The 13726-nt window shown below is 57.9% G+C and carries 10 protein-coding genes and 1 tRNA gene; 7 read left to right on the top strand and 4 right to left on the bottom strand.

What is annotated here, in order from left to right; translation table 11 throughout:
- Nucleotides 1-124 precede the first annotated feature (124 nt).
- From RTN40_RS15965 to mgtE, 6 genes are all read left to right on the top strand, one after another.
- Nucleotides 125-1255 (top strand): porin OmpC, encoded by a 1131-nt coding sequence (locus RTN40_RS15965; protein ID WP_312229324.1) that lies wholly within the window; start codon nt 125-127, stop codon nt 1253-1255.
- Nucleotides 1256-1368: 113 nt separating this feature from the next.
- Nucleotides 1369-2415 carry an FAD:protein FMN transferase ApbE gene (gene apbE, locus RTN40_RS15960; protein WP_312229323.1) on the top strand — a complete coding sequence of 349 codons (1047 nt, stop codon included), beginning with the start codon at nt 1369-1371 and terminating at the stop codon, nt 2413-2415.
- A gap of 79 nt (nt 2416-2494) precedes the next feature.
- A complete protein-coding gene (ada, locus tag RTN40_RS15955; RefSeq protein WP_312229322.1) occupies nt 2495-3559 on the top strand; it encodes a bifunctional DNA-binding transcriptional regulator/O6-methylguanine-DNA methyltransferase Ada in 1065 nt (354 codons plus the stop codon).
- A complete protein-coding gene (gene alkB / locus RTN40_RS15950) occupies nt 3559-4203 on the top strand; it encodes a DNA oxidative demethylase AlkB (RefSeq protein WP_312229321.1) in 645 nt (214 codons plus the stop codon). The genes ada and alkB overlap by 1 nt, the downstream gene beginning before the upstream one ends.
- An 80-nt stretch (nt 4204-4283) precedes the next feature.
- Nucleotides 4284-5927: a multidrug ABC transporter permease/ATP-binding protein gene (locus tag RTN40_RS15945; RefSeq protein WP_312229320.1), complete on the top strand. Its 1644-nt coding sequence runs from the start codon at nt 4284-4286 to the stop codon at nt 5925-5927.
- Between the two features lie 23 nt (nt 5928-5950).
- Complete coding sequence (mgtE, locus tag RTN40_RS15940; protein WP_312212248.1) at nt 5951-7387, top strand: magnesium transporter; 1437 nt, start codon at nt 5951-5953, stop codon at nt 7385-7387.
- Here the strand turns inward: mgtE and RTN40_RS15935 are convergent.
- The gene (locus tag RTN40_RS15935; RefSeq protein WP_312229319.1) at nt 7350-8597 is read right to left on the bottom strand and encodes a SulP family inorganic anion transporter; all 1248 of its coding nucleotides are present in this window, start codon (nt 8595-8597) and stop codon (nt 7350-7352) included. The two genes, mgtE and RTN40_RS15935, sit on opposite strands and share 38 nt — an antisense overlap.
- 257 nt (nt 8598-8854) lie before the next feature.
- Between RTN40_RS15935 and mqo the strand changes: the two genes are divergently transcribed.
- On the top strand, nt 8855-10513 hold the full coding sequence (mqo, locus tag RTN40_RS15930) for a malate dehydrogenase (quinone) (RefSeq protein ID WP_312229318.1): 1659 nt from the start codon (nt 8855-8857) through the stop codon (nt 10511-10513).
- Between the two features lie 70 nt (nt 10514-10583).
- Here mqo and RTN40_RS15925 read toward each other — a convergent pair whose 3' ends face one another.
- The 3 genes from RTN40_RS15925 to yejM all read right to left on the bottom strand — a co-directional run bounded on the left by RTN40_RS15925 (nt 10584) and on the right by yejM (nt 13726).
- Nucleotides 10584-11633 carry a hypothetical protein gene (locus RTN40_RS15925; protein WP_312229317.1) on the bottom strand — a complete coding sequence of 350 codons (1050 nt, stop codon included), beginning with the start codon at nt 11631-11633 and terminating at the stop codon, nt 10584-10586.
- A 183-nt stretch (nt 11634-11816) separates the two neighbouring features.
- Nucleotides 11817-11893 (bottom strand) — tRNA-Pro (locus tag RTN40_RS15920).
- A 75-nt stretch (nt 11894-11968) separates the two neighbouring features.
- Entirely contained in the window at nt 11969-13726 is a 1758-nt protein-coding gene (yejM, locus tag RTN40_RS15915; protein WP_312229316.1) for an LPS biosynthesis-modulating metalloenzyme YejM, read from the bottom strand.

The following is a 13726-nucleotide window of genomic DNA, read 5'->3' as shown; positions in this document are numbered from 1 at the left end:
GTTTTAGTAGCATTTTCTTGTTGGATTATTCTGTATTTTTTAGGAGAATGGCTTGGCCGACTGATTTGACGCTCAATCAGTAAGCAGTGGCAATAATAAAAGCATATAAATGAGGGTTAATAACATGAAAGTTAAAGTACTGTCCCTCCTGGTACCGGCTCTGCTGGTAGCGGGCGCAGCGAACGCGGCTGAAATTTACAACAAAGACGGCAACAAATTAGACCTCTACGGTAAAGTTGATGGCCTGCACTATTTCTCTGATGACGACGGTAGCGATGGCGACCAGACCTACATGCGTCTTGGCTTCAAAGGCGAAACCCAGGTTAACGATCAGGTAACCGGCTACGGCCAGTGGGAATACCAGATCCAGGGCAACACCCCTGAAAGCGAAAACCAGTCCTGGACTCGTCTGGCGTTTGCCGGCGTGAAATTCGGCGACGCTGGCTCTTTCGACTACGGTCGTAACTACGGCGTAACCTATGATGTGACCGCCTGGACCGACGTTCTGCCTGAGTTCGGCGGCGACACCTACGGTTCCGACAACTTCCTGCAGTCCCGTGCTAACGGCGTGGCGACCTACCGCAGCACCGACTTCTTCGGTCTGGTTGACGGCCTGAACTTTGCTCTGCAGTACCAGGGTAAAAACGGCAGCACCCGTGGCGAAGACGTTGGCGGCCGCAGCCTCCTGCGTCAGAACGGCGACGGCTACGGCGGCTCCCTGACTTATGACATCGGCGAAGGCTTCAGCGTCGGTGGTGCTATTACTTCCTCTAAACGTACTGCTGACCAGAACGCAGATGGCGTCTACGGCAGCGGCGATCGTGCAACCGTTTACACTGGCGGCCTGAAATACGACGCCAACAACCTCTACCTGGCGGCACAGTACTCCCAGACCTATAACGCAACCCGTTTCGGCTCTCGCGGCGATGACCAGCCGGCATACGGCTTTGCTGAAAAAGCGCAGAACTTTGAAGTGGTTGCTCAGTACCAGTTCGACTTCGGCCTGCGTCCATCCATCGCCTACCTGAAGTCTGAAGGCAAAGACATCAACGGCAACGGCATTCCGGGCAGCGCTAACTACGGCGACCAGGATCTGCTGGAGTACATCGACGTTGGTGCGACTTACTACTTCAACAAAAACATGTCTACCTACGTTGACTACAAAATCAACCTGCTGGATGACAACGACTTCACCCGTCAGACCGGTATCAGCACCGATGATATCGTAGCGCTGGGCCTGGTTTACCAGTTCTAAAACGTTATCTGTCTGCATGAAGGGGCCGCGCTGGCCCCTTTTTTATCGACTTTTTTCTGAACAGGCCCACTTTTCGTGTACTCTTGCGCCCATTGCGTAAGGGAATGATTGCTATGGATACGACTCTTTTTCGCGCCGCGCTGCTGGCGCTGACCCTGATTATGACCGGCTGCGATCCGACGCCGCCAACACCGCAGACTGGCGCAGCCGTGACCGTTCTCGACGGCAAAACGATGGGCACCTCCTGGCGTGTCAGCGTCGTGGATATTGATAAACCCCAGGCCGATGCGCTGCGGGAGAAGATCACCGCCCAGCTCGACGCTGACGATATGCTGCTCTCTACATGGAAGAGCGATTCGGCCCTGAGCCGCTTTAACGCCTCTACCAGCACCACGCCGTGGCCCGTTGATCCCGCGCTGGCGGATATTGTCACTCTCGCCCTGCGTGTTGGCGTCAAAACCGACAGCGCGATGGATATTACCATCGGCCCGCTGGTTAACCTGTGGGGCTTCGGTCCGGATAAGCAGCCGGAAACCACCCCAACGCCGTCGCAAATTGACGCGGCAAAAACGCGCGTGGGTTTGCAGCATCTGTCGGTCTCTTATCTGGCGGGGCAGCAGTTTATCCAGAAGGATATCCCCGATCTCTATGTCGATCTCTCCACGGTAGGCGAAGGCTACGCGGCCGATCATCTGGCGCGGCTGATGGAGCAGGAGGGGATCCCTCGCTATCTGGTCTCGGTAGGCGGGGCGCTGGTAAGCCGGGGTATGAACGGCGAAGGCAAACCCTGGCGAGTGGCGATCCAGAAGCCGACCGATCGCGAGAACGCAGTGCAGGCGGTGGTGGATATTAACGGACACGGCATCAGCACCTCCGGCAGCTACCGCAACTACTACGAGCTGGACGGCAAACGCCTGTCGCACGTGATCGATCCGCAAACCGGGCATCCTATCGAACATAACCTGGTGTCTGTCACGGTGATCGCCCCGACGGCGCTGGAGGCCGATACCTGGGATACCGGCCTGATGGTCTTGGGGCCGCAGAAGGCCCGCGAGGTAGCGATGCGTGAAGGGCTGGCGATCTATATGATCACCAAAGAGGGAGATACCTTTACGCCGTGGATGTCGCCGCAGTTTGCCGCCTTTTTACAGAGTAAATAGAATTAGAGCGCAAGATTTCAGGTGAAGGCGGAACCCGCCCAGGGCATAGTCAAGCTAAGCTGAATAGAGGAGCCTGACTATGACTGTAACAACGTTACTCGACGATGAACACCGCTGGCAGGCGGTGCTGGAACGCCGCCCCGACGCGGACGATCGTTTCGTCTTTGCTGTCATTACTACCGGTATCTTTTGCCGTCCCTCCTGCCGGGCGCGCCACGCTCTGCGCGAAAACGTGCGCTTCTTTAACGACGCCGAGGCGGCGCAGCAGGCAGGTTTTCGCCCCTGCAAGCGCTGCCAGCCTCACAAGCCCGCCGACGAGAGCAGCCTGGCGCAAAAAATTGCCGCCGCCTGCCGTCTGCTGGAGCAGGAGACCCCGATCGCTTTGCCGGCGCTGGCGCACAGGGTAGGACTCAGCCCATACCATCTTCATCGCCAGTTTAAAGCCGTCACCGGCATGACGCCAAAGGCCTGGCAGCAGGCCGCCCGGGCGAAACGCCTGCGCAGCGCATTGCAGAACAGCACAACGGTTACCGACGCGGTGCTGGCCGCCGGTTTTCCGGACACGGGCAGCTACTACCGTAAGGCTGACGAGGTGCTGGGAATGACCGCCCGGCAGTATCGGCAGGGCGGGGAGGGAACAGCGATCCGCTATGCTCTGACGCACTCTGAGCTGGGGCGCTGCCTGGTCGCCGAAAGCGATCGCGGCATCTGTGCGATCCTGCTGGCGGACTGCGAATCGCTGCTCACCGCCGAGCTGAATACGCTGTTCCCTCACGCGCAGCTTATGCAGGACGACGCCGAATTTAGCGCCCGGGTTGCCGAGGTTGTGGCGACCATTGAACATCCCGGTCGTACGCTGGCTCTGCCGCTGGATATTCGCGGCACCGCCTTTCAGATGCAGGTTTGGAAAGCATTGCAGGCGATCCCGGCGGGGGAAACGGCCAGCTACCGGGCCATCGCCACCGCCATCGGCAAGCCGCAGGCAATCCGCGCCGTCGCCAGCGCCTGTGCGGCCAATCGTCTGGCTATCATTATTCCCTGCCATCGCGTGGTACGCGGCGATGGCTTGCTCTCTGGCTACCGCTGGGGAGCGGCACGCAAGGCCCAGCTGCTAGCGCGTGAAGCATTAAAAGAGGAGACCTGATGCTCGATCTGTTTGCTGATGCCGAACCCTGGCAGGAGCCGCTGGCCCCAGGAGCGACCATTCTGCGCCGCTTTGCCCTTGCCGATGCCGATGCGCTGCTGGAGGCGATCGGCGCGGTCGCCAGCGCGTCGCCGTTTCGCCAGATGGTTACTCCCGGCGGCTATACCATGTCGGTGGCGATGACCAACTGTGGCGGTCTCGGCTGGACAACCGATGCGCGTGGCTATCGCTATGCCCCTGACGATCCGCTCACCGGCCAGCCCTGGCCCGCCATGCCTCAGGCCTTTGCTACGCTCTGCCAGCAGGCCTCGGCGGCGGCAGGGTACAGCGATTTTCAGCCGGACGCCTGTCTGATCAACCGCTATCTACCGGGCGCAAAGCTCTCTCTGCATCAGGATAAAGACGAGCCGGATCTGGCTGCGCCCATCGTCTCGGTCTCGCTGGGCCTGCCCGCTATCTTCCAGTTTGGTGGGAGCAAACGCAGCGATCCGCTTAAGCGCCTGCTGCTGGAGCATGGCGACGTAGTGGTGTGGGGCGGCCCGTCCCGGCTCTTCTATCACGGCATACAGCCGCTTAAGCCAGGCCAGCATCCGGCCACTGGTGAATGCCGCTACAACTTAACCTTTCGCCGGGCAGGTAATTAAGAATATAAATCAGAATTATTCTTGATTCAGTGCGATAGCAGTTTACACTGCGGGCTGATTTTTCTTGCCGGATCGCTCTCATGGAACTTCTTCTTCTTGTCTGGCGGCAGTACCGCTGGCCTTTTATTGCCGTCATCCTGCTAACCCTGCTCAGCGCAGCGCTGGGCATCGGGCTGATCGCCTTTATCAACGCGCGGCTGATCGAGAATGTGGATATCTCCCTGACGGTGCTGCCGGAGTTCCTCGGCCTGCTGCTGCTGCTGATGGCGGTGACCCTTGGCTCGCAGCTGGCGCTGACCGCCCTCGGCCATCACTTCGTCTACCGCCTGCGCGGGGAGTTTATTAAGCGTATCCTCGACACTCAGGTAGAGCGGGTTGAACAGCTGGGCAACGCCGCGCTGCTGGCCGCGCTGACCAGCGACGTGCGTAACATCACCATCGCCTTTGTGCGCCTGCCGGAGCTGGTGCAGGGGATCATTCTTACCGCCGGATCGGCAGCCTATCTGGGCTGGCTCTCTGGTAAAATGCTGCTGGTCACCGCCCTGTGGATGGCGCTCACCATCTGGGGTGGTTTTGTGCTGGTGTCGCGGGTCTACAAGCATTTAGCAACCCTGCGCGAAACCGAGGACAAGCTGCACCACGACTACCAGACGGTGCTGGAGGGACGCAAAGAGCTGACCCTCAACCGCGAGCGTGCGGAGGCGATCTTTAACAACGCTTACCTGCCGGATGCCCGTGAGTATCGCCACCATATTATTCGCGCGGACACCTTCCACCTCAGCGCCGTTAACTGGTCAAACATCATGATGCTGGGGGCAATTGGCCTGGTGTTCTGGATGGCCAATGGTCTCGGCTGGGCGGATACCAACGTCGCGGCGACCTTCTCCCTGACGGTGCTGTTCCTGCGTACGCCGCTGCTCTCGGCGGTAGGGGCGCTGCCCACCCTACTTAGCGCCCAGGTAGCGTTCAACAAACTGAAGCAGTTCTCCCTCGCCCCCTACCAGCCCGATTTCCCGCGTCCGACCGCCTTTACCGGCTGGCAGACCCTTGAGCTGCGTGATGTCACCTTCACCTATCAGGAGGGTGCCTTCTCCGTTGGGCCGATTAACCTGACCCTGAAGCGCGGCGAGCTGGTATTTCTTATCGGCGGCAACGGCAGCGGCAAATCGACCCTCGCGATGCTGCTGACCGGACTCTATCAGCCGGTGTCGGGCACCATTCTGATTGACGGCCAGCCGCTGGCCGCCGGGCGTGAAGAGGACTACCGCAAGCTCTTCTCGGCGGTATTTACCGACGTCTGGCTGTTTGACCAGCTGATTGGCCCGGAAGGCAAGCAGGCGGATCCGGCTATCGTTGACAGATGGCTGGCGCAGCTGAAGATGGCGCACAAGCTGGAGCTGGATAACGGCAAGATCCTCAACCTCAAGCTGTCGAAAGGGCAGAAGAAGCGCGTGGCGCTGCTGCTGGCGCTGGCGGAGGAGCGCGATATCATCCTGCTGGATGAGTGGGCCGCCGATCAGGATCCGCACTTCCGCCGCGAATTTTACCAGACGATCCTGCCCCTGATGCAGGCCGAAGGGAAAACCATTTTTGCTATTAGTCACGACGACCACTACTTTATACATGCCGATCGCCTGCTGGAGATGCGCAGCGGCGTGCTCACAGAGCTGACAGGAGAAGAGCGGGCGCTTGCTTCACGCGACGCCGTTTCACGCACCGCATAAGGATAAAGGATAAGGAGTCGTTAATGTCCGCCACCCCGAAAAATAGCGCCCGCCTACGCGACGAGGAGCGGGCGCGCCTCATCTGGCTGCTGAATACCAACAGCGCCATTACCTCCCAAATTCTCGGCAAGCTGACTCTGGTTGAGCAGTTCGACGGCAGCGCGCTAAACGATGATATTGCCGAGGTGGGCGTGCTGGTTGCCCATCTTCCTGCCCCGGACCTGGCGGATGCGCTGGAGGCACTGCCCACCGAGGAGCGGCGGGCGCTGTGGCGTCTGGTGGAGGATCTGAAGCGCGGCGAGGTGCTTGTAGAAGCGACTGACAGCGTGCGCGAGGACCTGATCGAGGAGATGAGCGACAAAGCGCTGCTGGAGGCGCTACGCGGGCTGGATATCGACGAGCAGATCTATCTGGTTAAGCGCCTGCCACGTAATCTGACCGGGCGGCTGGTGGCCTCGCTGCCGCCGGACGATCGCGCCCGCGTACATCAGGTGATGAGCTACGAGCAGAACAGCGTGGGTGCGCTGATGGAGTTTGAGGTGATCACCGTCCGCCCGGAGGTCACTCTTGAGACGGTGCAGCGCTATCTGCATCGCCTCGGCACTATGCCGCAGAACACCGACAAGCTGTTTGTCACCGATCGCGATGAGCAGCTGCTGGGGGAGTTGCCGCTACAAACGATCCTGCTCAGTGATACCCAGGCGTTGGTCAGCGAGGTGATGAAGGCCGATCCCGTCACCTTCTCGCCCCATGACGATGCCGAGAAGACCGCCCGTACCTTTGAGCGTGACAACCTGGTGAGTGCGCCAGTGGTTAACCCCGACGGCAAGCTGCTGGGGCGGGTGACCATCGATGAGATCGTTAACGTGGTCTATGAGGAGAGCGATAACGACATGCGCCTGATGGGCGGCCTCAGCCCGGAGGAGGATGTCTTTGCCCCGGTAGGCAAAGCGGTCAAGAACCGCTGGGCGTGGCTGGCGATCAATCTCTGCACCGCCTTTATCGCCTCGCGGGTGATCGATGGCTTCGAGCATACCATCTCCCAGCTGGTGGCCCTGGCCTCGCTGATGCCCATCGTCGCCGGGATCGGCGGCAACACCGGCAACCAGACCATCACCATGATCGTGCGCGCGCTGGCGCTGCAAAACATCCAGCCGGGGAACTACCGCTTTCTTATCTTCCGCGAGCTGGGCGTGGCGCTGATCAATGGCCTGGTATGGGGCGGGATTATGGGCGGCGTAACCTGGTGGCTCTATGACGATATGGCCCTCGGCGGGGTGATGACCCTGGCGATGGTGCTAAACCTGCTGCTGGCCGCGACCATGGGGGTACTGATCCCCATGATCATGGTGCGGCTGGGGCGCGACCCGGCGGTCGGCTCCAGCGTGATGATCACCGCCCTGACGGATACCGGCGGCTTCTTTATTTTTCTGGGTCTGGCGACGCTGTTTCTGCTTTAGCGCGTTTTTTACGGCTAAAGAACGGGGGCAGCACAAACATCAGCGCCACCCCAGCGACTACACCAATCGCCAGGTTCCCGGTGGTGACGGTGGCCATCACCGTGACCAGCATCACCAGCGTCTCGGTTATCGGGGCGCGTTTTAGCTGCGCAGGCTGAATGCTGTGCCAGTTAAAGGTCTTCACCGCCACAATCACCATGATCCCGGCCAGCACCGCCATCGGGATCTTCGCCATCACGTTGCTCAGCGCAGTCACCAGCAGCAGCAGCACCAGGCCCGCCGCGACGGTCGAGACGCGGCTGCGCCCTTTACCCATCTCTACGTTGACGATGGTCTGGCCGATCATCGCGCAGCCCGCTATCCCGCCGTAGAAACCCGCCAGAATGTTAGCGATGCCGAGACCTGCGCTTTCGCGGCCCTTGTTGGACGGGGTTTCGGTGAGGTCGTCCACCAGCTTGGCCGTCAGCAGCGACTCCATCAGACCGACAAAGGCGATGCTCAGTGCGCAGGGCCAGATGATGCTCAGTGTGGTCAGGTTGAACGGTACCAGCCACTGGGTCAGGCCGGGCAGGCCGCCCTGCATCGGGCCTTCATCGCCCACTACCGGCAGGATCTGCCCGGAGAAGACGGTAAAGAGGGTCAGCACCACGATGGCTACCAGCGGGGAGGGGATGCTCTTCAGCACTTTCGGCAGCCAGAGCACTATCAGGATCGTCAGGACAAATAGCCCGAGGATCAGCGGATCGCGGGTCCAGAAGTGGGGTACCTGAGCGAAGAAGATCAGGATCCCTAAAGCGTTAACGAAGCCGGTCATGACCGTGTGCGGAATAAAGCGCATCAGGCGCGCCATCCCCGTCAGGCCAAAGATGATTTGGATCACGCCTGCCAGCAGGACGGCAGGCAGGATGTACTCCACGCCGTGCTGATGCACCATCGGGCCGATCACCAGCGCCACGGAGCCAGCCGCAGCCGTGACCATCGCCGGACGCCCGCCCAGGAAAGACATCCCCAGACAGAGCACTACGGAGGCGATTAGGCTTACGGTTGGATCGACGCCAGCGATCACCGAGAAGGAGATCACTTCCGGGATTAGCGCCAGGGCAGTCATGACCCCGGCAAGGGTTTCGCGCATCAGCAGCGACGGCGAGCGCAGCACCGTACTAACGCTGCTAGCTTGTACAGGAGTTAAAGCTTGTTGGGCATCAGGCATAGAATTTCACAGAGTCAAAGCGGACGGAAAGTGTGCAGTGTAGCAAAGCGAAGAATAGTAGCGGCGCGGCGCAGGAGATACCAGTTTTTTTGTCATAGCCGTTATAAAAATCTAACTTTTTGTTAACATCTATCAACTTGCTGTGTACTATCTCAACAATATTTAAATTGCCCGACGATGGTGGTAGGTTAGTTGAACGGGTAATTTCACTCCAATAAATTCCAATAAAGCAGTACTAATTGTAGGGCATTAACATTATGAAAAAAATGCGTGCCGTGCTCTCTTCTGTGGCTACGGGTAGTCGCGCTGCCTCACGGACAGGGAAAACCACTGCGGCGAAGAAGCGAGAAACTGATGTACTCCTCCTGGGTGGCGGCATTATGAGCGCTACGCTGGGAACCTATCTGCAGGCGCTGGAACCAACGTGGTCGATGACCATGATTGAGCGCCTGGATGAAGTCGCAAAGGAGAGCTCCGAGGGCTGGAACAACGCCGGCACCGGGCACGCTGCATTAATGGAGCTGAACTACACGCCGCGCAAGGCCGACGGTAGCGTAAGCATTGAGAAAGCCGTTGAGATCAACGAGGCGTTTCACCTCTCCCGTCAGTTCTGGGCGCACCAGGTTAAAACGGGCGTGCTGAACAATCCCCGCTCATTTATCAACACCGTGCCGCACATGAGCTTTGTGTGGGGCGAAGAGAACGTCAACTTCCTGCGTGCTCGCTACGCCGCGCTCCAGCAGAGCAACCTCTTCAGCGGCATTCGCTACAGTGAAGACCACGCGCAGATCAAGCGCTGGGCACCGCTGGTGATGGAAGGGCGCGACGCGAAGCAGAAGATTGCCGCCACCCGCACCGAGTTGGGAACAGACGTCAACTTTGGCGAGATTGCCCGCCAGCTGGTGGCCTCTTTGCAAAAACGCGACAACTTTTCGCTTAATCTGAGCACCGAAGTGCGCGGGATCAAGCGCAACGCCGACGGCCGCTGGGCGGTCACCGTTGCCGATGTCAATCATCCTCGCAGCACGCGCACTATTGTGGCGAAGTTTGTCTTTATCGGCGCGGGCGGCGCGGCGCTGAAACTCTTACAGGAATCCGGCATTCCGGAAGCGCGCGACTTCGCCGGCTTCCCGGTGGGCGGCCAGTTCCTGGTGTCGGACAATCCGGAGGTGGTCAACCGCCACCTGGCGAAGGTCTATGGTCAGGCGTCGGTAGGCGCGCCGCCGATGTCGGTTCCGCATATCGATACCCGCATCCTTAACGGCAAGCGCGTGCTGCTGTTTGGACCGTTTGCGACCTTCTCTACCAAGTTCCTCAAGAACGGCTCCCTGTGGGATCTGCCGCGTTCAACCACGCCGTCTAACCTGATGCCGATGGTGAAAGTGGGCCTGACCAACTTTAGTCTGGTGAAGTATCTGGTAGGGCAGGTGCTGCAGAACGACGATGCGCGCCTTGCTGCTCTTCGGGAGTACTATCCGCAGGCGAAGAAAGAGGAGTGGCGTCTGTGGCAGGCGGGTCAGCGGGTGCAGATCATCAAGCGCGATCCGCTGCTGGGCGGGGTACTGCGTCTTGGTACCGAGGTAGTGAGCGACCAGCAGGGCACTATTGCCGCACTGCTCGGCGCGTCGCCGGGGGCTTCTACCGCCGCACCGATCATGCTGGAGCTGATGAAGAAGGTCTTTAAAGACCAGTTTGCCTCATCCGCATGGCAGGCAAAGCTGAAGGAGATTATCCCGAGCTTTGGCACGCAGCTGAACGGCAACGTCGAAGCTACCCAGCGCGTATTGCAGCAGACCAGCGAAGCGCTGGGCCTGTCCTACGAGCAGCCGCCGGTAGTTGATGTAGCGCCTGCACCGAAGGCCCAGCCGCAGAAGCAGCCGCAGGTTGAGGTTGAAGCGGTGACGGATCCGGCTTGAGCTTAATTAATGCAAAACCACACTTACCTCATGGTTCGTGTGGTTTTGGTTAATAAAAATTAAGTGGATTTTAAGCTACGCTTACGAGTTCTGGATAGCCATCACCATGCCCATCTATTAAAATATCCATTGCATTACCAAATTGATCGTAAGCGGTAATGTTTGCTTTATTGTTTGAACTTGCTATAGCATCAGGGCCACCCTTAGCATAGATCACCTCGTTATAAATGCGGGCAATAAGTATTTCACCAGACTGTTGAGTAAAGTGACCCGTGTACTCAACTAGAATCTCACTATCCGAACTCATAATATACATCGATGCATCATATTCGTTATCTAAATAGAGATGATTCTCTTGTGGAAAGAAACTATGAGCAAATACATAGTTATAGTCATTGTCATCTGAAAAATTTGTTATTGTGTGCTGAATGAATGCGTTAGGTGCTAAAAGCGAATTGTCCACTTTAAACTGCGAAAATATAAAATAACTATCATCTATTCTGATACCATAAAGTGTCGCAGAAGGTTCATAAAGGTGATTTATCCAACCAGAAACTAGCGTTTCATCAATTTTAAATTGGTCGTCTATTATTGTGAAGATAACAGGTGTCAGGCCTGAATTAGGCATACCATATTTTTTCGGCGGATAAACCGCTACCGCTACATAGCTTTGCCTGCTGCTGTCGCTTGCGGTGCTGTATTCCGTCTTGCCATCAGCATTCGTATAAGATATCAGCACCGCAACTTGCTCTGACGAAAAGTTCGGGTTGATGTCGCTATTGCTCGAAAGATAATAGTCAAATTCGTACTGATATGCTTTGCCGCTGCTGTCGGCCATGGCCTTAGGTTGCTCGGGCATATTAGGCAGGTAAACAGACAGGTATTCACCTTGCTCAACAGATTGAAGATGTGAAATTCCAGTGCCGGTATTATAGTTGAGTAAAGATAGCGCTGCTTTTACTTCATCCTCGGTGGGACCTTCACCCTGCAGGTTAAAACTCACGCCGACGGTGACTTTCACCTGATGATTTCCATTGGCAAACAGATAAGCCTGCGTCATATCCGGGTTATCAGTCCAGATATATGCGGTGCTAACGCCAGTAACATTATCCCATGACATAGTGCATTACCTCATATTGATGGCTCGCGATTGCGACAAGAGACGACTCTTAACTCCAGCATGAGCCAAACAAGGGCTGTAGAAAATGCACTATTAATAGTCAGCGATGCCAGGCTGAAGGGGAAAGGGATAAAATGCAGGCATAAAAAAACCAACCTACGCGGTTGGTTTTTTTGGAGTTTTTGGTCGGCACGAGAGGATTTGAACCTCCGACCCCCGACACCCCATGACGGTGCGCTACCAGGCTGCGCTACGTGCCGAACTGTGGCGCTAATAGTACCCCTTTCGCCACCGATTGCAAGGGGCAGCACGCTGACTGATTTATAATTAATCAATCAGTTAGCGATAAAGCGTTTTTCATCCGTCAGCACCTGCAGGAGCAGGCTGAGCTGTGGCTTCTGGTCGCGGATCTTCTCGCCTTTCAGGTTGTAGGTCTGATAGGTGCCGTTGTGCTTCAGCACCAGCGTCATCTCCGGCGTGGTCACTGCCAACGTATTGTTATCTGCGGCGGTAACCCAGTTGTGGCGGCGCGCGGCGTTAAACAGATCCTGTCCCTGAGAGTACTCATTCGCCGGGGTACTGACGTGCAGCAGGCGCTGCATCAGGGTGGTCATCACGTCCTTATGGTCGGTCAGCTTGCTGATGCGCTGGGCAGGCGTGCCCGGCCAGTGGATAACCAGCGGCACGTGCAGATCGCCCCGTGACCAGCCTTCATCCACTTCACCACTCTCGGCGGAGACGCCGTGGCCCGCGGTGATGATGACCACCGTTTTATCCAGCTTGCCAGACTCGCGCAGGGCGTTTAGCACGCGCTCAATCTGTGCATCCACGTTACCTGCTGCCCGCGCGTAGCGGCGCTCAAAGTCCTGCCTGTCGGCCTCCATAGAGGTGCCGTTAAGCGCCACCCAGGAGAACCAGCGGTTATCTTCCTGAGCGTAGCGATCCAGCCAGTTAATCCACTGATCCGCGGTCTGCTTATCGGACTGCGCCTTCGCCGCAGGCAGAGAGAAGTCGGAGAGCAGCGCCTGGCGGTAGAGTGAACTGCTAAAGCCATCCGATGAGAAGAGGCCCAGCTGGTAACCCTGCTGGTTAAGCGCGGTCACCAGCGCCGCCGGGATGCGCGCCGACAGCACCCCATCCATGTAGGAGGGTGAGATGCCGTAGAACAAGCCAAAGAGACCGTTATCGGTATCGTTACCGGCGCTCATGTGCTGGGTGAACGTGATGTTTTCAGCGGCAAAGCCTGCCAGCGACGGCATCTCTTTCTCGTAACGCGCATAGTTCAACGCATCGACGGTGATCAGCAGCACGTTCTGACCCGGTCCCATATCGCGGTAGCGCAGATCGCTCAGCGGATACTGCACCGAGACCGCCTCCGGATTACCCTGCTCAACCAGCCGACGCTGATACTCCTGCGCATCCAGCAGGCCGTGCTTCTCCAGGAAGCGGCGGGCGGTCATTGGGTAGGAGAGCGGCAGGTTAGCGCGCTGCATGGTGATTGGCCGATAGAAATTGGCATCCGCCCAGATATAGGTCAGGTGCGAGGCAATAAAGGCGGTAAAGAAGAGGGCAGCCACCGGCTTGGCGTAACGGCGGCGGCGCGTCAGGCTGCGCAGCTTCTGCCAGCTCCAGTTAGCAAACAGCAGCTCCAGCAGCAGGATCACCGGCACGCTGATAAACATCAGCTGCCAGTCGCGGGCCATCTCGTTCTGGTCCGGGTTGATCACCAGCTCCCAGACGATGGGGTTCAGGTGCAGGTGGAAACGGGTAAAAACTTCGCTGTCGATCAGCAGCAGCGTCATGCCGATGGTGGCCAGCACGGCAGAGATCGCCCGCATCAGCCGCTGCGACATCACCACAAAGGTGAGCGGAAAGAGGATCAGCAGATAGGTGGCAAAGACCAGAAAGCTGAAGTGGCCGATGACGCTCAGCCAGGAGTAGATCCTGCCGCCAAGCGTGGTCGGCCAGTCGGCGACAAACAGGTAACGGCTGCCAAGAACCATGGCCAACAGAATGTTGAACAGGGCAAACCAGTGCCCCCAGCTAACCATCTGGGAGACTTTTTCTCGGTAGCGTTGACGATGAGTCACCAT

The organism is Pseudescherichia sp. (assembly GCF_031987975.1).
Taxonomy (GTDB): domain Bacteria; phylum Pseudomonadota; class Gammaproteobacteria; order Enterobacterales; family Enterobacteriaceae; genus Pseudescherichia.
Note: the sequence above shows the minus strand (reverse complement) of the source record. Positions and strands in the feature narration are given on the sequence as shown.